Source organism: Stygiolobus caldivivus, assembly GCF_019704315.1.
In the GTDB taxonomy this organism is placed as follows: Archaea; Thermoproteota; Thermoprotei_A; order Sulfolobales; family Sulfolobaceae; genus Stygiolobus; species Stygiolobus caldivivus.
Genome location: NZ_AP024597.1, coordinates 2,106,938 through 2,128,802, shown reverse-complemented (window position 1 = coordinate 2,128,802; position 21,865 = coordinate 2,106,938). Strand labels below are relative to the sequence as shown.

Genomic DNA, 21,865 nt, shown 5'->3' with positions numbered 1-21,865 from the left:
CCCGCGTTTAACGTGAAATGGAGTATATGAGCGCGTATGTACATGTCCGGTGGTACTTAACTGCCACTATTTTTCAATAACTACTGTCCGTATACCTCGCCCCATTTACTTATTGTCCTCTTCCGAAGTTTCAATTACCATCTCTCTTGCTTCAGCATAGAGGAACCCCAATATTATCCACCCCATAAAAGCATACACTACATAATCCTGAAAACCCGGAATTGAATACAACATTACAAACAAGCTGATCAAGACAGCGATAACCCCTACACCGATCTCTAGCTTATGTTTTGAGAACCTCTTAGAAGAGACCCTAATCAACGAAAAGTCGGCTGATAAATGGATGAACAAGTTAAACATCCCGGCTAATGAACCAAGTATCAAGAACGTATTATATAAGCCGAGGGAATAGCTCAGGAAAACTATTACAGATGTAAACAGTGTTGCAATCGCTATCTCAGAATAAAGCGGTTTATTATTCTTCTTGCGTGCTAATATCCCAGGGAAGACCCTGTCGTCCGCCATAGCCTTTAGAGTCCTTGAATTAGCCAGCATATAAGTCATACCCCCGAGAGTACCATCATTTAAAGCTATAAACGCTAACATGATAGCGACTAAAAAACCGAAATTGGTGAGTAAATATTCTACTAAATTGCCCGTAAACCCCAATGCACCTAAGGAATAGAAGAAGAAGGTAGCCAACAACCCCCCGAACAACAGGACAGCGATAGCCGCCTTACCTATGTCCCTAGATTTTGCCTCTTCTCCTAAAGGCGCTATAGACCCGTACCCCGTGGGTATCCCTAGGCCTAGGACTACGGCGTCAAGGATATTCGGGCTCAGTGAAGACGGGACCGGGTTATAAAACCTCCAACCAGACTCATACAAGAAATAAACACCGAGTGCCCCTATCGCTACCATTTCTATAATAGACATCACCATAGCGTATCTGGCAGAGACCTTAACACCGGCTAGTACTAGCGAAGAGGCAATTACACAAATGACTAGCGCAATAACCCACTGCTGAAAGACCGACATTAGACCGCTATTCCCAGCTACTTCCGAAAGGATCGTGTATAGAACATAAGCACCACCGGCCAGTAATGTCCCACCGTAAGACAAGGCGTACATAAGGTATGTCCACCCAGTATTTAACCCTAACCTCGGGGTCAGTGAGTAAAGTGCATACACATAATACCCACCTCCCCTCTTATACCTCTTGGAGAGGAAGTATACCACTAGACCGTTAAAGAGGACGACCACCGTAGCTACTAACATCGCGAATGAACCGGCAAGGCCTACCTCAGCGATCATAGCGGTCCCAAAGGTCAATAAGGATATGTAAGGGGCTTGACCCCCAAAGGATATAAAGAACAAGTCAAGAAAGGACAAGCCCGACTTATTTTTAGTAACTTCAGATTTACCTTGTGAGGACATCGTTATACAAATTTAGTAATGTTATTTATAAATCTAATGTGCTTATTGTAGTATTTGATATGAGCTCTCCATCTATTAGTTAAATAATACCTATTCATAAGAAATAAAGATTTATTATGTAGAAAAATAAGGCATGAAGTCTGATGAAATAAATGTACCGAGCGTTTTGTTTGTCTATAAAACAGACACCCCGTTTAAAAGGTCGATATGGAATATCATAAAACAACCTCGTATAGCCCAAACCCCACACCACCGTTTAAACAAGCCCTCGACACCTCTGACAAGCTCAGCGTATTTACGACCTCACTAATTCCCCAAACTACCTTTACCGCTTCATGTCAGCCTCTTATCCCTGAACTCTTCGTAGTCCCTGAGCTGGTCAGGGGTGACACTAGGTTTAACTGTGGCCAAGACCCTAACGAAGTCATTGAAAGTTACTGATGTCCTTAAGACACCGGTAGACGCCCCCTCTTTAAGGAGTTCCCTCTTTACCTCTTCTACGACGAGCTTTAGGTCGGCAGGAGTATAACCCTCCGTAATCCTGGCGACGTTATAGAGGGTCTGGTCGTCTACGTTAAGCCTCCTGCACAGCACTTTCAACACGCTAACCCTCCCTTGGAGGTCAGGCGGTGGGACGTAGACCGCTTTGTCAAACCTCCCCGGCCTCAGGACTGCGGGGTCGAGGTCCCAGGGCCTGTTTGTCGCCCCCACCACTACAATGTCCTCGTTTTCCCTGATACCGTCCATTTGGCTCAACAGCTCTGTCAGGGCCGTCCTCCACTCGTTCTCTCCCCTCGCCCTAGCTATCATGTCGACCTCGTCTATGAACACCACAGCGGGGGCATTGTCCCTAGCTATGTGGAACTTCTCCGCTATCAGCTCCCCAGCTTGAAAGGGGCCGGCGGAAGATATCTCCTCGCCCGAAAGGATAATAAAAGAGGCGTTAAGTTCGTTAGCTAGTGCCTTCGCTATGCTCGTCTTACCAGTCCCAGGCGGGCCGAAGAGTAGGATCCCCTTCACCGGTTTGACCCCCAGTTTTTCCGCCATGTCCCTGTTCTTTATCGGTAGTTCTACAGACTCCCTAATCACCTTCTTTACCTCTTCTAGGTCTCCTAAGTCGTCCCATTTTACGTCCGGCACACCGAAAGGCCTCTCCCCCAGTTTGTGCCTGGAGTACTTTTTAGCGAGGTTTTCGAACTTAATGACTGTAGAGATAGGTACTGAAGGTTTATAACCCTCCAGCACCGTAAGGAAGTCCTGGGTGGTTGGTGCCCTCCCCTCCCTTTCAGTCCTTATCATCACCTCTTCGACCACCTCCTTAATGTCGGCCGGGGACAGCCTGTTGCTCTTTTTAGCGAGGAGTTTACAGTCCACATTGAGCCCTTGTGTGTAGCCCCGCCATATCTCCTCTCTGGCGACCTCGTCCGGTAAGGGGACGTAAATTACCTCGTCAAACCTACCGGGCCTTAGTAAAGCCTCGTCGATTTCTTGGGGGAGGTTCGTAGTACCGACTACGAGAACCGGTATTTTGTTGTCATGGAGTTCCTGTAGCCTCATTAGTAGTATGTTGATCACCCTGTGGGTCACCTCGTGGACGTCTCCTTCCCTCTTCATTGTAAACCCGTCTATTTCGTCTATCATTACTACTGCAGGTGCATACACCTCTACCGTGTCAAAAAAGTTATTTACTAAGAACTCGCTCTCGCCGTACCACTTACTCAATACGTCCGTAGCCCTGAGCTCAAAGTAGTTCCACCTGAGTTTATTTGCCAACGCCTTCGCTATGCTCGTCTTACCAGTCCCGGGCGGGCCGAAGAGGATTACACCGTATGCTTTGCGTTTGTCTATGACGTACTTAGCTACTTCTTCCAACCTCTGCTTTACCTCCTCCATGTCGTATATTTGTTCCCACCTTATAGCAGGTATCATCGTCATCCTCTTCTGCAGTTGCTTTGTCTGTGACGACCCTACCCTCATCACCCTCATATAGTAAAGGAATATGAGGAGGGGGATTACGAAAAACATAACTTGTATCCCGAGTTCCAGTAGGCCTATATAGGTCGACAGCGGTGAGGGAGGTGAAGAAGTAGTCGTCGTATTACTATCCATAGTTAGATTATCGTGTCGGTGGGATAAAAATATGTCAGGAGGCCTTAAGGTCTATCCAAGTGTCCTTAACCCTCTGTCACTATGGGGTAAGACGAAGCGGTTGGCCCTCCGAAGAGAAATAACTGAGTGTGACTACCGATAAACCGCAAAATTTAACGGGGAGTGCTACACCTCGACATTGAGCTATAAAACCTCGTCTTGCTACTTAAGGTATATCAAGTCCTCATCACGTACCTTAGCTCTAGGGCGAGGTCCCTTTAATGCCCAGTTTACAACTTAGCAACTGCACTATGGGGGGTGTCCGCTAGTCTCTAGCTTACGGGCGTAGACCGATAGGGCAATTAAGATAAGCGGTACGGCTGGGGATAACGCCTTGTCGGGCTTTTAACGACAGTCTTATTACTTACTTGACCGGGGGTTTTATGTGGCCTCATGGTTTTGACCCTTGTAGGGGATAACAAAGGGTAGAGGCTTATGTCCCGTTTTGCCGTGTTTGCTTCACACCTCTTCGGGCTTCGCCACAATTTTTAAATTATACACCGCTAAGGACTAAAGGACAACGTTAATTCCCTTGCTTAACGATTTTTTTGGCCCTACACTAACGACACAGTTACCCTTTATTAACCGGCTTGTACATCTATATTTAAATACACGCTTAGTATGCGTACTCTCAGTCGCTTCAAAAGCACATTTACCGAGCCCTAAATTATTTGGGGGAGTACTTAACATAATTTTTAATGATGAATGACTTTGCTCCTGAGTAGTGAGGATAACGCAGGGGCTGAACCTTTTTCGTATACGTAGAAATCCTTTTTGTACTATTTCAAACCCTGTCCGTGGTAAGAGCGGCCCTCATTGTGATGTGGGCTATGCTCAAGATGGTGAAGGCGGTGGAGGTGCAAGCCCGTGCAGTTAGGCTCGAATGAGTCCCATGACCCGTTACAGCTAGGTGGTTGAGGACTAAACATTACGTTCAGCCACGATCGAAACGAAAGTGTAGGTAAAACGGCTTATAAATATGTTTTAAGAAAAACAGTTGGGTTTTTATTTTTTATTCCTTTTCCTTTTTATTCTTATTTTTTATTTATTTATCTTTAACTATAATTAATAAATAGGGAAAATATACATATTTTATAAAAAGAAAGGTGAAAAATAGGTCATGACTTAATAACTCCGGACTTTATTAAGTAATCCCCTATCTTAAACGAGATGAGCCCCATGACAGCACTCTCCACAAAATAAATGACCGTGAAAACTGCATAAGCTATCAGCAAATCGTTAAACGGTATAGTACCGTATAACCCTACCATAAGTATACCAAAGACCACACTGAGGATCCCCACCAGCCCACCTACTATAGTAGTGTTTGTCATTACTGCCTTTAATCCCCTGTACCCCACTACCCATGACACCAACTCATCTATTACACCCGCGACTACCAAGGTTGGGACCATAAAGAGTAGCCCGGTCAACGCGTAGAGTACGGCGTTAACCAATGTCAGGAATATTACGCTGAACTTCTTGTTCATAGCCTGAAGACCAATAGAGATCAGGATAAGCGGCACTGTTAGTGTCACTAACGGGTCTAAAAAGGAGCTTAATGCATATGCACCTACACTCAGCGCTAGCACCGCTGCAGAAGCGTAAGAGGCTACCGAGAACACTATACCGTATATGGCTGTCCTCCTATCTATATTTAATTTCCTACTTGCCATAATTTTACAATTAGCGTGCTCGAATTTAAAATTATATTATAGTAGTAGACTGAAAAACGACATTAAAAAGTTAAACAGTGTCAATATAGAACGTCCTAGAAAGACAAACCCACGCCGGGCCATACACAAACGTTTAAACGAACAATAATAGCGCGGGGTGACAAGCCCAGACCTTTTGGAGACCTACTAAAAACGTGGCAGGGCAGGAGGGCCCCAGCTTTCATTCACTGGAAAAACAGTGACCGCATACTGTTACACCAAATACTTATTTTTTAGTATATATACACAGTCTTGCGTTGGATCCCGAGGGCCCAGAAAAGGTTAACTTATACCATGCCGAGGAAATATGTTAAACACCTCTAGGTCTTACACATTATAACCACCCACTAAATAGGAGCAGCTAAGGTAAATCTAACAGAATATAAGGAATAAAGATAGAACGTTAACTGCGGATAGAAAAATATATATAGACAAGAAAGCCTAAATAAGATCGATGTCACTCAGAAAAGCCTTAAAGGCTAAAAGGAGCAAGAAAGGTTTAAGCGGTGCAGTAACTGCTCTAATCCTCGTGATCGCCAGCGTGATCATCGCCCTAGTCGTAGTAGGTTTCGCCTTCGGTCTATTCGGTGCTTTAGGCGGCACACCTACAGTCACACAAGTAGGGAGCGGGTCCATGGAAGGCGTGACCAATACTAACGGTCAACTCCAGTATTACCAAGCTACTTTCACACTACACACTAGCGGCCCGGTCTCAATAGAGAGTGTATCCCTAGTAGGCACATCTGACAGCGGGGTTGTTGAGGGCTCCACATCACTGACAGCTGGTGCTAACACAATAACCGTGACATTCCCTACCGGAAACGGGTTTAACCCACAGCCCGGTACCACATACCAGATAAGCGTTGGGCTGAGCGATGGTTCCACAGTTCAAGTAGCGGTACAATACACGGGCTACACCGTATTGTAATTTTAACTGTATCTTTACGTCGTGCAACAACAGAGATCCTTTTTCTCTATTCTACTCCATAATTCAGCTGACTTTTTTAACCTTAAATACTTAATACTCACCATTAAATATATGGAAACAATGAAAAAGAGGGCGTATGTCGAGGCCTTATCGGTAGTACTCCTCGCAGCCCTGAGCACTTTTTCAATACTATGGAAGACTATCTTATCACCGGGCTTAATATACGTAAGGGACTCCTACCCGCAACTCATAAGTACGCCACCACAGTTAGTCTCAGACGGCGTCATCAACCTCCTCTTCATAATGGACAACCCTGACCTGCCGGTCTACTTGTCCTCCTACTTCTTGTCCTCAGAAATAGTAGACAAGCTAAGTTACGCCTACCCGGTCTTTTTAGGATTCATCTCCATTTACTTCTCGGTAAAATACTTCGTCAGGAAGCTCACGGGTAAAGTAAACATCACGACCTACGTGGTATCCACCGTAACTGCGTTCATGTTCGTCGCCTCACCCTCGTTCATGTACTTCACTTACTGGTTAGACTACTCAACCTTTGTAGCCCTCTACCCGTCACTCTTAGCAACACTAGACTATGCCAGTACCAAGCCGGGGTACAAAAGCGCTATACTCCTCGCGCTGGTCGCCTCACTGACCACTACAGACCCCAGGGGGTTTGCTTACACCGCACTCACGGCCTTAGCGTTTGCCCTCTATAAGGTGAGGGACTACAAGTTCGTCAAGACCTTCCTCCTCGCTATACCTATATACTTCGGGCTGAACATAAGGACTTTCGTTAGCCTCTTCCTGCAGGGTAGCGTATATAACGGGCTGGGGACGTCCATCGAGGTACAGCAACTCTGGTTAAACTACTATACTTACCCGTTCCTATACAACTTGAGGGGAGTAGGCGTCTTCAGGCCCTTGGTCACCTTCTACTTTAACCAGTACATTTACTTGTTCTCTTTGTTACTACCCGCGTTCGTAGTCCTCGGTGTAGCGTACTACTTCGGTAAGCTGAGGAAAAGTTCAATACCTTTTATACTGTTAGTCTACATGGGGGTCGTAGTCGTCGAGTCTTCTACTATAACCCTTTTCGGCAAGACCTTTACCATGAACTTAGTGTACTTTATCAATAACGCCTTAATAAACACCCCAGCCTTCCCTTACATGTGGATATTCCTGCCCACATACGTCGAAGAGGTCATACCGGGGGCGCTCTTCCTCTTAGCAGGTACAGTAATGGGGGTCTTCATAGACGATGTATTCACACACCACAAAAAGTCCCAACTCTTGGCAGTCCTCTTCTTAGTGTTCATAGTCACCGCGCAACTCACCTCCTCTTTTACCTCATTTAACGGCGGTGACTATTCAGGGAACTATGTACCTTACCCGGTAGCCCCACCCCTTTACAAAGTGGCCTCATACCTCGAAGGACACGCCCAGGGGAAAGTAGCCTTATACGTCCAGCCCATAGTGTATGACGGGAAAATATACCCAGAAGAACCATTCGCCGGGCTACCGGGCGCAACATTATTACCTTTCTACAACACGACTAACGTAAGTACAGTCCTCTCATTTTACGGTGTACAGTTCGTAGTGACCAACGAGCCAGACCTCGTTAAGTTCTTCGGACACGTAGGGGGGTTTAAGGAGGTGTATTGCACAAACGGGATATACGTGTTCAAAAACACACAGTTCAGCGAAGAGTTCACCTCCCACGGTGTCTATATCCTGGCCTCATACCCAGAGAACTTGTCCCTGGTTCCGCCCCACACTGCAGTAGTCCCACCTTACGTCCACGTTCCCCCTAAATTCCTCGCGGGCGTAATAAACGGTGGGAAACAGTACTTACTATGGGACATCTACAACAACTACTCAGTGGAGGTACCCGTGCAGAGGTTAGGGGGCTTCTCATGTACCATCACGATCACGCCTTATTCGCAGTCTATCGTTAACACCTTCCCCGGTGCACCACTAATCCAAGTCTCACCTCCGGCTTCTGAAACAGTAGAGGTACCTTGGGGGAAAGGGTATTACTGCGTCATATTGTCTTACGTCCAATACCCCCAAGGTGGGGTGATCAGTGTAAGTAACGGGACGTATACTAAGGCTTTCTCTACTGTAGGGCCCCTGAGGGTAGTAGACTTAGGGGTTAAGGTGTACCTTAACGGTAAGTTGACGGTGTCCAGTAGCGGGTCTGGCGACGACTACCTGCTAGGGATAGAAGCAATACCTTATGAGTTGGCACAGCAGGATATACACCTTTCTCCACCACATGACGTAGAAGCGGTCTATTTCCCCGTCGCCAACGTCACCGTACCAAGCATCTCCTATAACATAGTCGCGGGAAAGGTAGTAAAGCCTAAAAACCCCGACCTCCTCCCCTTAATATTACTTAACTTTGCCGTCTTCCTTACGGTACTTTTTGAATACTTTAAACGCGAAAAGTAAGGGGACAGAAACAACCAGTAGCGAGGTAAAGACATCGTCAATTAACGGGTAACCGAACGCATAAGAGACCCTCCCTATACTCAAGTTGTTGCTCACTCTAGTGAGGCCCAGGGGGAAGTACAGCCCCTCGTTAGGGTTGATAATGCTCGAAGCTATGAGTACGTAAGTCGTGTTCCCTACCAACTCGCCGTTAGAACCGTACTGGAGGAAGACTATCTTATACGGTACACCGGTCTGGTTGACATAGTAGTAAGTCACCACTTGTACTCTTCCTTGGTATTGTACGTTTTTGTAGACATAATAGTTACCGTCTTTTCCCGAGAGGGTGAACTCACCAGCACGGTATACCGTACTATTACCCACACCGTTAAAGAGGTATAAAGAGGTGGGCTGTGACAAGTTATTATAGACTATTAGGGGGCCTATATACTCTGAGGCGTTTAAGTCTATGTTATAGTACTCAAAGCAGACAGTTCCGTTAGGGAATACTCTAGATATGTTCTCTATTACTAGCCCGTAGACGGTCTCACCGACAGTGTAAAAGTGTATAATCTGTTGGTATTCCACGAAGACCGGGTGGGTCAAAGAACCGTTATGGAGTAACAATACGGAAAATAGCACGAGGGGTAACATAATATAGAATGTTGATGTTTAGGTTTTTAATTTTACTCTAAACCGTCTTCGCCGTTATGTCGGCTGAGCTTGGAGGTTTTTAAGGTCTCCCGTAGCTAGTCCTGACCACCGTCCTTTTCACAGATTAACGTGGAGGCGAGACAGCAGCCGCTCTTCACGCACATAGGTTAGCGTTTTATCAAAACCCTCGCTACGGAATGTCTTTGCTGACCCGGTGTACGCTATTACATAGCCACGGATAGTGTTTGAGTCCTTAGGTATTTGATGCAAAACGGATGTAAGCGGTCTCGTAGTGTTCAGGTAGCTTTTATCGGAAAATCCTGACAAGGTTAGCGAACCGTGAAAACATTTTAAGAATTATGGCGATTAATTTTGGTATGACCAAGGGGAAGGTAAGGGGGGAGTACTACAAGGCACTTGAGGAGGCAGTCAACGAGGTAGTCCAGTCTTTCACTGGGGTAAGAAAGGACGTCGCAAGGAGGCTAGTGTTGGGAGCTGTCACGGGAGGGAACGCCACAGAGATAGCCCAAGAGGCGGGGACGCACTACGAGACCGTGCTGAAGGGGTTAGACAGCTAGTACAAGCTTGACCGAGGTAGTGAAGGACTTGGTGGGGGACCACCCTGTCCTCCTCATAGTGGACGACACCCACGACCACAAGCCCTACGCCAGAGCTATGCCGGTCTCAAGGGACGGGACACAAGCCTTCTACTGCAGGGCCCACAAGAAGTTCGAGCCCTCGACCCAGCTCCTTGTAATAGGGGTCAAGGACTTGACCAACAACGAGTTGTAGTCAACACCACCCCTTACGTACCTAGAAAGGTGGAGGAAGAGCTCAGGAGGAGGGGTGAGGAGGTGAAGTTCAAGACTAAGATCGACGCCTTCCTGGAGTTTTTGCCCTCCCTCGCTGGCTTTAACGTGAAGGCTATAGTCTTCGACTCGTGGTACGTGGACTCTAGGACTCTTTTGGAGAACATTGTGGGGGAGCTCAAGTCCAACGCACGGGTCGTCGAGGGTGGCAGGTCCGTGCCCGTTGGCGAGTTCCCCCAAGGGGAGTACCTCGTGGAGTACTTAGGCACTCCCATCAAGTTATTGGTAGTAGGCGGTTATAGAAGTCAAGGGAGGGGGTACTCCTCCTCGACCGACCTACACGACACACCAGAAGACGTCACCACGGCGTGGGGGGACCGTTGGGACATTGAAGCCCTCATAAGGGAGCTCGAATCGTTGGGGTTGGAGAGGGGTTCCTTCCTAACCTGGGTCAGGAACACGGGCTTCGTGGCCCTGAAGGCCCTCTCCCTCCTCGCGGTCCAGTGCTTCAAGTACTCCACGGGTCTGGACCTCGGAGCAAAGAGGTTGTCCAGGCTCATAAAAATTATCTACCGTGAAGCAGGTGGTATCAAAAAAACGTTCAGAAGGAAGAGAAAACCGTAAAGTGCTATTCAGGTTAACTTCTATTGCTACGGTTTTTGCAATAAAACCTTGATCCGTAATTCGCTCTACTTAACTCTTTCTCGACATCGGTAAACTCAGGCGGTTTATACATGACCCCTTTGCGATTATAACATATACTATGAGCCAAACCCCCTTCTATGACACGACAAAAGTTGCGGTGTAAGCTTAGGGTTCCGCTAATAAAGGTTTAAATGGAGGCTTTCAGGAACTCTTTAGTTGATCCTTGTAGCCCTTATAGTAGTCCCAATAAGTTAAGGTATTTAGTATAGGTCCTAATCACGTCTGGGACGAGTAAGTTTTACCATTTGACTATATACCCGGTATAGTGTTCATCTAAAAGTCACGTCAGCTGAACAATACAATGAAACGCTACGTATAACCCCTATACCTTATTTTATGTCTAGTTTTTGGGTTCTGAGCCCTTTAATCGTAGAATAATGTCACACGTCCAAGCCGGTAAAAATATGCCGACATAAGGTCTTAGGTAAAACGGCGGTATAGTTAAAAGTAAGACCGCCTCTAAGTTTAATCCTTTATACTTGTCATAGCACCGGTCGATACTATTTTGTAGTTTAGGTGCCTAAAGGAGTGTACCTCCCAGCCATAGCCCTCATAAAGCTAAGCCTAATAGCTACGACCTATTACTCCACATCTATTTCCTAAAAAGTAATATCAACACGATCAAAAACACGCCTATAAATATTATATACTTGTAGACCTCGAGCAACTTTTCTTGAGCCAAGACTAAAAAGTTAGATACACTATAAGTGACCACATTAGCCTTAGTATAAGTAGAGAGGAACTTTGGGATCACTACGCCCTTATTATAAAGGTTAGATAACCACAGTACCGCAGTAGTATTACCTACTAACCCCCCGCCTGCACCTATCTGTAGGGTCTGAAAACGACATATGACACCGGTCTTGTTGACCCAGATAATGTATATAAACTTGACTCCTTGTAACGCGTAGGCATCATAGTACACATAAAGCCCGTCTTCCGTACCGTTATATATCAGATCACTACCGTCTCTGTAAATCGCCACTTTACCTAACAGGCTCGGGCTGATATACATGAAGACCTTGGGATGCGAAGCATTATCGATAGACATTACCGGGGGAAGGTAAGAAGAAGTGTTCTCGTCATAGATCGTCGTGTTCACCAGCATGGAACCGTTAGGGAAAACCTTGACGACCTGCTGTAAGTAGAACTCGTAGATGTGGTAAACGGTACCGTTAGGGAAAACACTTGTCACAGTCTGGTTATATAGTAGGAAGTCACCCGGAGTAAAAGACGGGGAGAGGGAATAAGCTAAATGAGGTAAGAAAGGGAACGCTACGAAGAGGAGGGGGAACATTAAAAAAACAGATACTAACTTCGTGCCTATCAAACCCCTAGTGTGCTTAACCTGTGTAGCTTACAGCTACTTGTACAGTAGCACCGTCGCTTAAACCTAAGCTTATCTGGTATGTGCTACCGGGTTGTGGGGTAAACCCGTTTCCGCTAGGGAAAGACAATGTTATAGTGTTTGGACCAGCAGACAGAGTATAGGTAGCACCAGTAGCACTTACGTTAGTCCCTACTATGCTAGCTGACTCAATCTGTACGGTACCGGTCGAGTGTAACACTATAGTGGCAGTATAACCAGTACTGGGTGATCCAGTTAGTGACCCAGTCCCTACTTGTGTGACTGTGGGTGTCCCGCCTAAAGCACCGAATAAGCCGAAGGCGAAACCTACTACGACTAAGGCGATGATCACGCTGGCGATCACAAGGATTAGAGCAGTTACTGCACCGCTTAGACCTTTCTTGCTCCTTTTAGCCTTTAAGGCTTTTCTGAGTGACATCATGTTTTTCTCATACTAATAGGGGATGAATATCTATATAAATTTTTTGTTTATTTTTCACGTGATATCGTCTTATCCTTTTTTGGCAATGTTTAATAACTTTTACGTTGTGGGTTTAAACATCTATCCTAAATTTATATATAACTAAATGTTTAAATAGAAATATCCCTCTTTAAAAAGAGGCCTATTAGAGCACCCCTTAACTGAGAACTGTATGAGCCCCCCCCCCCCCCGCACTACCACGTATAACATTTATCGGAAAAATCGTAGCAGTAGAAGTTAACTTGTACACTACGTGACTACCCGTGTCAATTTTACGTTAAATACCTAAGGGCCCAAACACCGACCGTGGGTATGTAATAGCGCACGCAAGGTCAGCAAAGACATACCGCGGCGAGGGTTTTTTGCGTAAGACCATTTGCGTAAGACCACACCACTGTCATTTTTTATAATTATGACTTATGACGTTACATATTTTCTGTGGGGAGATAAAGGCGTCTTTCGCGAGTTTGCCTTAACCGGGAGGGCTAAAGTCCCCATACTAGGTCGTGATTGGAGGTATAGCCTTTATTCATAATAGTCTAGGGACGAGTCTTAACTTAAGGTATTAAAAGTGGGCTAAGTTACCGAGGCGACTAGGTACGCTATGTACCCACAGGCGTCATCCACCCTCCGCGTTTACTGTGGGAAAGGCTATAAAACGGCCGAAATAGAAGCGGCAAACGGGCTTCGCCGATATGTGGCTGGACGGCTTTTCCGTAACGGTTATAAAGAACCGAAAGCGGTAGCTGCGGCCGGTGAGTTAAGCGGTGTGGCTAACTGTTTGTCCCTACACTTCCATTTCGACTATTTACTAATCATGACCTAGTGGGGATGGGGGCTTAGTCCTCGACCGCTCGGCTGTAGAGGTCATGTGACTCCTTTAAGCCCAACGACATCGCCCACATTTGCGTAACCACCCTTAGGGCGTTACCCGCACCGGTGGGGGCGGGGACGACATTTTCGTAATGGAGCTCGACATAAAAAGTTATGATAGTCCCTATCAGCGTTAAAAAAAGACCCGGTGGGCGTTAAGCCAACCCCTCAGCTTATGTAGACTATTAAATAAAAAACAGAAATAAAAAAGGGAAAGGAAAGCCTTATTAACGTAAAATAGCCCACCCACAGCCCCGACACGGCCGCGTCTCAAAACCTTTTTTACCTCGGAGTCGCTTTACCACAAGATGTTTTACTTCTCCGTCTTGCTGTTAATAGCAGTATACATAACAGTGCTGTGGCTAGCTGTGAAGCTCGGCTACGGGGGGCTTGCGGAGCTCACACGGTACGGGGGGACCCGGCTGAAAGTAGACCCATTAGTGAAGCTGCTGGCCCTGCTTACCTTCTTTATCGTTTACAGTACTATAAGGTTGAAGTTTCATTCCGACACTTTGTTGGGGTTTGCCCTCCCCTTGTCCTTCCTCGCCCTCGGCGTTATAGCCCTCAGGGACAAGGTCAAGCCACTGTTGATGTACGTCGGCTTCTACGTGGTGGTCACGGCGTGGAGTACGATGAACACCATCTACTACCCCGGGCAGGGCTCACCAGTCCTCTATGTGTGGCCCCCTTTCATAGTGAAGGTGTTCCACTATTACCCTGTGGTCTCGTTACAGGACTTAATGATCGGCCTGTTGTTCGGCCTTAACGACCAGGTCATCTACATTACCATGCTGGGCTTCATCTTCATAAGTACTACGACGACTTCGGAGGTAATGAGGAGTTTCAGCAGGCTGAGGGTGCCGCTGGAGCTCACGCTTATCGTAGCTGTGTTCCTCAAGGCGATACCGCAAGCTCTGAGGCAGATGGACGACTCCTTTAAGTTGCAGTTAGTGAGGGGGTTGGGGTACAGGAAGAACGTGGTCCTAAGGCCCTTCTATTACATATATGCTATGTTGCTGGTGTTCCTCCCCGCGATAGTCTACCTGCTCAGGAACTCGAAGAGCCTGGCTATATCGCTGGACACTAGGGCTTTCAGGGCTATGAGGGGTAGGACGAGCGTGGTCAGGGAAGGGTTAACGTGGCTAGACGTCCTCCTATTAGCGATATGCGTTTTAGCCTTGGTGTTAGCCTACGTCCTCCAGTCGTGAGCCGGGCTTTTCCCGCGTCGACAGGGGCCTTCTTTGCCGTGGGGGCGTTTTGACGGTAAATGGCTTTTCGTGGAGGGTTTATCGGAGAGGAATTGACGGCTGGGTTGGGGTATTACCCCAAACATTAACGTGGGTACTTTACTTAATTTTTGCTGAACACTCAGAGTCCCGGCTCCCGACCGCGGAGTAGGTAATGGCCATACAAAGTTTAAGACACGCCGACGGGGGGGTCTTACGTAAGACACTGTCAGTGGTAAAGCTAGCTCCCTTACATATACTCAGTTAGCGTATCCTTAGTTGGACGCTAAAGGGGAGCTCCCGCCCTCCTGTGGCGTGTATACATACCGGCCTTAAGGTAACGTGGTGTCGCCCTTTAAAAACTGGCCGGGTATAAAACGTATTAGCCGAGCTGGTAATACAGACACGGCCGGTGCAGGAGCCGTTAACTCACCCGGGCTCAAAGCTCGACGGGGACTTGACCTCCTCTAACCCGTACTGGGAGTAGGGCAAAAAGTAAAGGGCGGGCTTTAGGCCTTTTAAAACACTTGGTGTATGTATTGGGGAAGGGGGCAAAAGTAGTATGGACATGAGCCCATAGATCCGAGGTATGGAGGGCCACTGACCCGTTCGTAATGTGGCTGTCCCCGCACTAGGTCGTGATGGGGGGGGGGGGGGAGTAAAATAGCCTAAATGGGGGCTAAGGCTGTCCGGTCGTGTACTTTCGATCCAGTCTAATTTTTAACTTAGTCTACTGATCTGAATAAATATGGGAGAGGACATCATAAATGAGATACTTAACAACCCACAGTTACTCTCATTACTCGCCGAGAAGGTCTACGGGAAGCTTAAAGACGAGCTGGTGATAAAGAAGCTGGAAGAGCTCACTGGGAGTGTCAAGTCGTTGCAAGAGGAGGTGAAGAGACACACTGTAGCAATTGAGTCACTAGGGACTACGGTAAACAAACACACGGAAACATTACAGGCACTGACAGAGACGGTAAAGACGCAAGGGGAAGCGATACAAAAACTCACCGAGACAGTACAGAAACACACAGAAGCAATAGCGTCACTACAACAAGAAGTCAAAGGACTACAACAAGAAGTAAAAAGACAAGGAGAAGCAATAGCCTCACTACAAGAGACAGTAGACAAACACACCAAAGCAATAGAAGCACTACAAGAGACAGTACAGAAACACACAGAAGCAATAGCGTCACTACAACAAGAAGTAAAAAGACAAGGAGAAGCAATAGCCTCACTACAAGAGACAGTAGACAAACACACCAAAGCAATAGAAGCACTACAAGAGACAGTACAGAAACACACAGAAGCAATAGCGTCACTACAACAAGAAGTAAAAAGACAAGGAGAAGCAATAAAAAGCCTGACAGAAACAGTCAACAAACACACAGAAGCCATCATATCACTACAGCAAGAAGTAAAAAGACAAGGAGAAGCAATAGCCTCACTACAAGAGGCAATACAGAAACGAGGAGAGGCTATTGAACGGCTCCAGAAGGCTGTTATCAAGCTCACTAGGAGGGTCGATAGGCTCGGTATAGAGCTAGGAGGCTTTACTAACCGTGCAGGAAAAGGTATAGAGAAAGCTATGTTACACCTCTATAAGAAGAGCCTTGAACTCCACGGTATAGACCCTAAGAAGGTCGTGCACGGGACTATGGTGGACGACGAAGGCATAATAGATAAGGGTAAGGAATTTGAGGTGGACTTCTATGAGACAAACGACCACGTCTACGTGTTCGAGATCAAAAACTTCGCAGATAAGGGGACGTACGACCAGGTCATAATCAGGAAGAAGCTGTTCTCCGCAAAGTACAAGGGCAAAGAAGTAAAGGTCTTCGTGGTAGCCAACTTCGTGGACAAAAAAGTCTGGAGGAAGCTCAAACAGGAGGGCGTGGAGGTCATAGCGTCCCACATCGTCTGAGTCATGCTGTACACCTATATAGAGCACTGCCCGGCCTAGCTCGACGGCGTATGCTAGGCCCTTACGAGTACCTAAAAGGGGTTGTAAGGGGGGGACTGAAATGTCCCTACTGCGGTCAAAAATAAGTCAGCTCATTTACAGCGTCCTTTAAGCCATATCAGACCGTAGCTTTTTTATGACGCAACTATTTTTAACTACTTCTCGATATTATCGTAACCAGTTTATGTTCATGTAGTATTACCCCGTGTCGTGTACCTGCCAGGGTTTGTTGAGAAATCACGATATCTCAGTGTCACCTTGAACACTCTCCTTAACACTAAAGCCTAATCTTACGTTAAATCTTTAAAATCTGAAAATTTAAACTAGAAAATATGGGATATTTTTTTTTTCATTCCTTTATTTATTTACTCATTCTATCTATAAATCAATAAGAGACAACACATAATATTACACTACGTAAGGGTTGACCGCGTACGGCCCCAATAGCGTGTACTTAGCAGGGCTAAAAGTAAGTAGAAATAAGGGTAAGTCAAGACACGGACGAACACTTCCACGGTTGCAAACACAGCCCCGCTATAGGCGGAAGCGTATGTAGCCTCTTAACCCTCTTCATAGCTCAGCACTCAAGACCCTAATCACCGGTCATGTATTTCCCGAGGTCATCACCTTATACTCCTTCCACTTGATCTTATCACCCTCCCTATATAAAACACCAATGTGGAGTAACTGCTTTACCACACTGTCAACCCTGTCGATTTCCTTCCCGTAGTTCTCCCTTACGAACTCACTTAACCTCAGCAGGTAAGGGGTACAGTAGGTCAACTCCTCGACGGCCATCGTAGTAAGTACCCTCTCCACCTCCTTAAGGCCCGAGACCACACAGAGCTCCTCCGGGCCCTTGACGCCCATTGCCAAGAGCTTCATCACTACTCCGCGGTGGAGCTTTTTCTCAGCTAAAGGTATACCCGCAGGGGGTACGCCGTATTTCAGGCTCATATAGAGGTCCCGTACTTCGTCGGTCTTCTTGTGCAGGGCTTTTAACACTCTGTACAAGGCAAACGCTATCCACCTAGCGTTAGACAGGACTTCCTCGATGTCCTTAGCTGTAAGCTTCTTACACACGTCCAGGATGTCCTCGCCGTTAGCCCACCTCCTGAGGAGCTCCTTGCCTTCATTACACCCCCTTAAAGCTTGCAACACTTCAGGGGAAGAGGATATGACAGAGAGGGGGTCAAAGTCGTCTACGTTTACCGGGAACCCCTTAAGGCTCGCCACGTCTATGTAGCTGAGTGCCACCGCCCTCCCTAGCTCGGTGAGGTAAACGCTACCCGCTTCTTCCCTTACCAAGTTCTCCTTCTCTAAAGTCGACAAAGCGGGGCTTACGTCACGGTCGTGGAACTTCAGGCTCCCCTTTACCACCTTATCGATTTCGTCCTTGCCCATCCCCTCCCCCCACGCGATCACCCCTAAGGCTAAGTTTTCCAGCGTGTAAGGGGTAGTGACTACGCCCCCGTTTACCTCCTTGGAGAAATACTTCTGCCTTATCCTTTCCATTTCCCTAGCGCTCTCGGCTATGACTATAGCATACCCTTCGTTGTCAAACCCCCTCCTGCCCGCCCTCCCCGCTATCTGTTTAAACTCTGAGGGGTCTAAGTCCCTCCACCCCTTAAACTCACCCTTTTCGTCACTCTCCGGCAAAGAGACGTCGTAGAAGATAGCAGCGTAGACGGGTAAGTTTACGCCCTGGCCCAGTGCGGTAGTCGAGACGAGTACTTTCACTTTATTGTTTGTGTAGTCGTTGAGGACTTTTTCCCTGGTCTCATAAGGTAGTCCTGAGTGGTAGGGCTGGGCCGGGACATCGAACTTGGTGAGGGTGTCTGCGAGCCTCTCGGCTGAGGCCCTGCTCTTTACGAAGACGAGGGCGTTCTTATTAATGGAAATGACCCAGTCTAAAATACCCAGCAGGAGGTCCAGCTTGACGTTTCTCAGCCCCCTCCTACCGAGGGAGAAGACCCTGTTGTCGTCGAAACACCTCATGACGTAGGGGTAGGCTATACACTCGTGTAGGGGTACGCTCCTCTTATCGTATTTCAATAGCGTAGCTGATAGCCACTTAGCGTACTTGTCCACGTCGGGTACTGTAGCACTCAGGGCGACGATAGGGACACTATTAGCCTTTGCCCAGAGTACTATGTTCTCGATAGCCAGCCCCCTGTCAGACTCCACGTTATGGACTTCGTCTACGATTATGAGGCTTACCCTCCTCAGCCACCTGTAGTTATGCCTTATGGTAGAGTCCAGCTTTTCGTAAGTCATAAGCAGGGCCTCAGCGTCTACGTTGGAGAGGTCTTCTTCATAGACGTCTGAGTCAACATATTTGGCCTTCCTCTTGTCCTTTATCGCTTTGTACACCTCCCTAGAGAGTGCCTTTAACGGGGAAGCGTAGACTACGACCTCATCAGTATTAGTGAGTAAGTGCTTGGCTATGTGGGTCTTCCCGGTACCCGTGGGGGCGGTGACCAAGTAGTTGTTACCGTAAGTGTAATTCTCAAAGAATATGTCGAAGAGTGACTTCTCCACATGTTATAGTATAAGGGGGTGTTAATAAGGTATATGGGCTAGGACCTTCAGGGACACGCCGAGACGGGCTGAAGACGGTGGTAAGGAGACTGTTATCGAGGACTGGAGGCGTCATAACCACTGTTAAGTAAGGGGTAGAAGGTAGGGCTACTATGACTAGTTAAACTACTGGTACTTGTTGAAAAATAGTGTAGCGTTACGCTAAAACCCTTCCGTCGGCATACTCTAAATAGGGGTGCAGTAGCTAAATTGATGACTTAAGCTTACTCCTGAGTATTTAACTAGGAGGAAAGGATAGCGAGGATGGAGTACACGTGTATACATGAGTGTCCAAGGTAAATTCAGCTGTCACAATTCTTCAATAAATACTAATCGTGGTAGTGGAGTATTACCCAAAAACTTACGTCTCTACACACACCTCGTTTTATATTAAATACTTTAGGACTCAGGGCTTGAGCTAAGAATTAGATAGTAGTGTACTGCTGATTAGCTAAGGTATATCAGACACAACTATTTTACGTAAATCGTTGGTCGGCTTTTCCCATGGTATCGTATTAAGCTATAAACCAGGGTGCAATATACCTTATCCCCCCCCCCCCCGGACTACGTGTGTGACAAGGGCTAAATATGCCGTGAGTACTGTGGAGATACCTTATAGCTCAATGGCGACACTCTTACTTTTCCGATAAATGTTACTAGAAATATATTTTGTCGTGTATTTAGATAAGTATACCTTCTTAATGATATACCGCGGGAAATGTTTATTATGCGGGAAGGGTATTACCACTACCTCAGCCCTGAGTCAGCCCTGAGGCACTTCAGGTCATGTGATAAGGTGAAAGAGGTACTTAGCGGAGAATTAGACGGGTTTATATTGCATATAAAGGACAATTATTTCCCCCAATACTGGCTGTACATAGCAGTCCCATCATCGCTTACCTTAGAAGACTTGGACAAGTTCCTCAGGGACATCTGGGTAGAGTGTTGCGGTCACCTGAGCGAGTTCGAGATAGGCGGTGAGAGCGTCAGCCCTGACGGAGAGGCGGACGAAATAACGGACAACTCGTTTGGAGACGACGAGGGAGTTATTACGGCAAAAGACAAACTCTCCGATATCTTACATAAGGGCCTTGAGTTCGGCTACACGTATGACTTCGGTATCAGTACAGAACTCACGCTACGTGTGGTAGACGGGGCTAAGTAGAAGGGCGAAAACATTTATATTTTAGGGAGGAACGATAGGCCTGAGTACGAGTGCGTCAGTTGCAGGGAAACCGGCGGAATACCTATGTTATGAGTGCTTAGAGTCAAGAAACGAGGTAGAGAGGTCGACTTACTGTAAAGAATGCCTGATAAAACATAAACGCAGGGACAGGAGTTCCGGGTTTATCCCGAACTCACCGAGGACCGGCATCTGCGGTTATGTCGGGAACCAGGATATGGAAAAGGCGACTGTATGACCCATCAAGTCCGGTGAGTCTTTACACATGTCTAAGGAGGAGTGACCGCTAGGAGGGACTAAACAGAGTAGAGTCAGGCGCAGGACTATCGATAATGACGAGGCTACTTACCAGTGACGTAAGCTACCAGCTCCCTTACGTCCTCTTTCAGCTTTCTCACTTCCTTTTCGCTTAAGCTCATTTCGTGAAAACCGTCTACGTGAAGTACCCACGCACTCCTCCACCAGTTGGCGACGCGCGGGTCCCTGCCCCGCAATAATCTGGAGGCCTTAAATAAGTTCCCGGCGTCCCACCTCCCCTTAGTCTGGACCTCTTTTATTACCTCTTTCAGGTCGTTCTCAACGACCAACAGCTTTACAGCCTCCTCAGCAGCCTTATAATACTTCTCACACGCTTGTACAATGTCACCCCTAGATAACAACTCATCAGCCTCACTTAGGAACCGTAAGATTAAATCCCTGCTTGGCTTTCTCAACTAACATCTTGATAGACCTTTTATAGTATTCTATTAAGTCTTTGTCTAAATACTCCCTCGCAGTAAACAGCACCACTGCTGAGGACCACATGTCTATTATATCGTCCCCGAGCTTATAAGACAGTTCTGTAACAGCGTCATTTAAGGACTTTGAGTCCCAACCTTGTTCTTTCACCTCTTTTATTACCTCTTTCAGGTCGTTCTCAACGACCAACAGCTTTACAGCCTCCTCAGCAGCCTTATAATACTTCTCACACGCTTGTACAATGTCACCCCTAGATAACAACTCATCAGCCTCTTCGTAATAGACTTCAGCACTTATACTTATCTCCATGTGATAAAGTAGGTAAAACGGGGATTAAACCTTTATAGTACACTCTCCCCGCCCACCGCCTATTAACGCTCTACAACGAAAAATAGTAAACGTTATTTGACAGCGGAGTCCGGTATTTCTCCTCTCCTCTTTTCTTCTTTTTTTGGTTTTTGGTATTATACACTGTAAACTCCGGATACTTTTTGGATAACGATTTAACCGCACTCTAATGTATAGGTATAAAATAAGGGCTAAACACATCACGGCAAACGGGTGAGGCAAACGGGGGAAATACCTACCCCTGAACCTTTGCTTGGAAAGGCCTTTAACAACGATAACGGGTTTCCGTGAAATTC

14 protein-coding genes and 1 pseudogene are annotated in these 21,865 nt (G+C 46.8%); 6 read left to right on the top strand and 9 right to left on the bottom strand.

The window, feature by feature from the left end; genetic code table 11:
- Window positions 1-105: 105 nt before the first annotated feature.
- From KN1_RS10550 to KN1_RS10540, 3 genes are all read right to left on the bottom strand, one after another.
- The gene (locus tag KN1_RS10550) at window positions 106-1,437 is read right to left on the bottom strand and encodes an APC family permease (RefSeq protein WP_221287489.1); all 1,332 of its coding nucleotides are present in this window, start codon (window positions 1,435-1,437) and stop codon (window positions 106-108) included.
- A 333-nt stretch (window positions 1,438-1,770) separates the two neighbouring features.
- Window positions 1,771-3,546: an AAA family ATPase gene (locus KN1_RS10545; RefSeq protein ID WP_221287488.1), complete on the bottom strand. Its 1,776-nt coding sequence runs from the start codon at window positions 3,544-3,546 to the stop codon at window positions 1,771-1,773.
- A gap of 1,157 nt (window positions 3,547-4,703) precedes the next feature.
- Window positions 4,704-5,261 (bottom strand): SPW repeat protein, encoded by a 558-nt coding sequence (locus KN1_RS10540; protein WP_221287487.1) that lies wholly within the window; start codon window positions 5,259-5,261, stop codon window positions 4,704-4,706.
- A 493-nt stretch (window positions 5,262-5,754) separates the two neighbouring features.
- On the opposite strand from KN1_RS10540, the gene KN1_RS10535 reads away from it, so the two are divergent.
- Both KN1_RS10535 and KN1_RS10530 read left to right on the top strand, forming a co-directional pair.
- Entirely contained in the window at window positions 5,755-6,228 is a 474-nt protein-coding gene (locus KN1_RS10535) for a DUF973 family protein (protein ID WP_221287486.1), read from the top strand.
- Between the two features lie 111 nt (window positions 6,229-6,339).
- Window positions 6,340-8,679, top strand: a complete 2,340-nt coding sequence (locus KN1_RS10530; RefSeq protein WP_221287485.1) for a hypothetical protein — start codon at window positions 6,340-6,342, stop codon at window positions 8,677-8,679.
- Here the strand turns inward: KN1_RS10530 and KN1_RS10525 are convergent.
- Window positions 8,620-9,312 (bottom strand): hypothetical protein, encoded by a 693-nt coding sequence (locus KN1_RS10525; protein WP_221287484.1) that lies wholly within the window; start codon window positions 9,310-9,312, stop codon window positions 8,620-8,622. The two genes, KN1_RS10530 and KN1_RS10525, sit on opposite strands and share 60 nt — an antisense overlap.
- A gap of 377 nt (window positions 9,313-9,689) precedes the next feature.
- On the opposite strand from KN1_RS10525, the pseudogene KN1_RS10520 reads away from it, so the two are divergent.
- Window positions 9,690-10,745 (top strand): annotated as a pseudogene (locus KN1_RS10520) (ISNCY family transposase).
- A gap of 673 nt (window positions 10,746-11,418) precedes the next feature.
- Here KN1_RS10520 and KN1_RS10515 read toward each other — a convergent pair.
- Entirely contained in the window at window positions 11,419-12,156 is a 738-nt protein-coding gene (locus tag KN1_RS10515) for a hypothetical protein (protein ID WP_221287482.1), read from the bottom strand.
- Window positions 12,157-12,169: 13 nt separating this feature from the next.
- The gene (locus KN1_RS10510; protein WP_225905658.1) at window positions 12,170-12,616 is read right to left on the bottom strand and encodes a DUF973 family protein; all 447 of its coding nucleotides are present in this window, start codon (window positions 12,614-12,616) and stop codon (window positions 12,170-12,172) included.
- Window positions 12,617-13,836: 1,220 nt separating this feature from the next.
- Here KN1_RS10510 and KN1_RS10505 point away from each other — a divergent pair.
- Complete coding sequence (locus tag KN1_RS10505; RefSeq protein ID WP_221287481.1) at window positions 13,837-14,736, top strand: energy-coupling factor transporter transmembrane component T family protein; 900 nt, start codon at window positions 13,837-13,839, stop codon at window positions 14,734-14,736.
- A 1,123-nt stretch (window positions 14,737-15,859) separates the two neighbouring features.
- The gene (locus tag KN1_RS10500; RefSeq protein WP_420857167.1) at window positions 15,860-16,681 is read left to right on the top strand and encodes a hypothetical protein; all 822 of its coding nucleotides are present in this window, start codon (window positions 15,860-15,862) and stop codon (window positions 16,679-16,681) included.
- 642 nt (window positions 16,682-17,323) lie between these two features.
- On the opposite strand, the gene KN1_RS10495 is transcribed toward KN1_RS10500, so the two are convergent.
- On the bottom strand, window positions 17,324-19,261 hold the full coding sequence (locus KN1_RS10495; protein WP_225905657.1) for a DEAD/DEAH box helicase: 1,938 nt from the start codon (window positions 19,259-19,261) through the stop codon (window positions 17,324-17,326).
- 766 nt (window positions 19,262-20,027) lie between these two features.
- Between KN1_RS10495 and KN1_RS14790 the strand changes: the two genes are divergently transcribed.
- Entirely contained in the window at window positions 20,028-20,465 is a 438-nt protein-coding gene (locus KN1_RS14790; RefSeq protein ID WP_225905656.1) for an IS1096 element passenger TnpR family protein, read from the top strand.
- Between the two features lie 359 nt (window positions 20,466-20,824).
- Here the strand turns inward: KN1_RS14790 and KN1_RS10485 are convergent, their stop codons facing one another.
- Together KN1_RS10485 and KN1_RS10480 are read right to left on the bottom strand one after the other, a co-directional pair.
- Window positions 20,825-21,196, bottom strand: coding sequence for a PaREP1 family protein (locus KN1_RS10485; RefSeq protein WP_221287479.1), 372 nt, complete (start codon window positions 21,194-21,196; stop codon window positions 20,825-20,827).
- Entirely contained in the window at window positions 21,153-21,530 is a 378-nt protein-coding gene (locus KN1_RS10480) for a PaREP1 family protein (protein WP_221287478.1), read from the bottom strand. The genes KN1_RS10485 and KN1_RS10480 overlap by 44 nt, the downstream gene beginning before the upstream one ends.
- Window positions 21,531-21,865: the final 335 nt, after the last annotated feature.

What these genes read in the sequence shown, in the direction of transcription:
- KN1_RS10550 (WP_221287489.1), bottom strand. Translation starts at nt 1,437, where the DNA reads ATGTCCTCACAAGGTAAATCTGAAGTTACTAAAAATAAGTCGGGCTTG.
- KN1_RS10545 (WP_221287488.1), bottom strand. Translation starts at nt 3,546, where the DNA reads ATGGATAGTAATACGACGACTACTTCTTCACCTCCCTCACCGCTGTCG.
- KN1_RS10540 (WP_221287487.1), bottom strand. Translation starts at nt 5,261, where the DNA reads ATGGCAAGTAGGAAATTAAATATAGATAGGAGGACAGCCATATACGGT.
- KN1_RS10535 (WP_221287486.1), top strand. Translation starts at nt 5,755, where the DNA reads ATGTCACTCAGAAAAGCCTTAAAGGCTAAAAGGAGCAAGAAAGGTTTA.
- KN1_RS10530 (WP_221287485.1), top strand. Translation starts at nt 6,340, where the DNA reads ATGGAAACAATGAAAAAGAGGGCGTATGTCGAGGCCTTATCGGTAGTA.
- KN1_RS10525 (WP_221287484.1), bottom strand. Translation starts at nt 9,312, where the DNA reads ATGTTACCCCTCGTGCTATTTTCCGTATTGTTACTCCATAACGGTTCT.
- KN1_RS10510 (WP_225905658.1), bottom strand. Translation starts at nt 12,616, where the DNA reads ATGATGTCACTCAGAAAAGCCTTAAAGGCTAAAAGGAGCAAGAAAGGT.
- KN1_RS10505 (WP_221287481.1), top strand. Translation starts at nt 13,837, where the DNA reads ATGTTTTACTTCTCCGTCTTGCTGTTAATAGCAGTATACATAACAGTG.
- KN1_RS14790 (WP_225905656.1), top strand. Translation starts at nt 20,028, where the DNA reads ATGCGGGAAGGGTATTACCACTACCTCAGCCCTGAGTCAGCCCTGAGG.
- KN1_RS10480 (WP_221287478.1), bottom strand. Translation starts at nt 21,530, where the DNA reads ATGGAGATAAGTATAAGTGCTGAAGTCTATTACGAAGAGGCTGATGAG.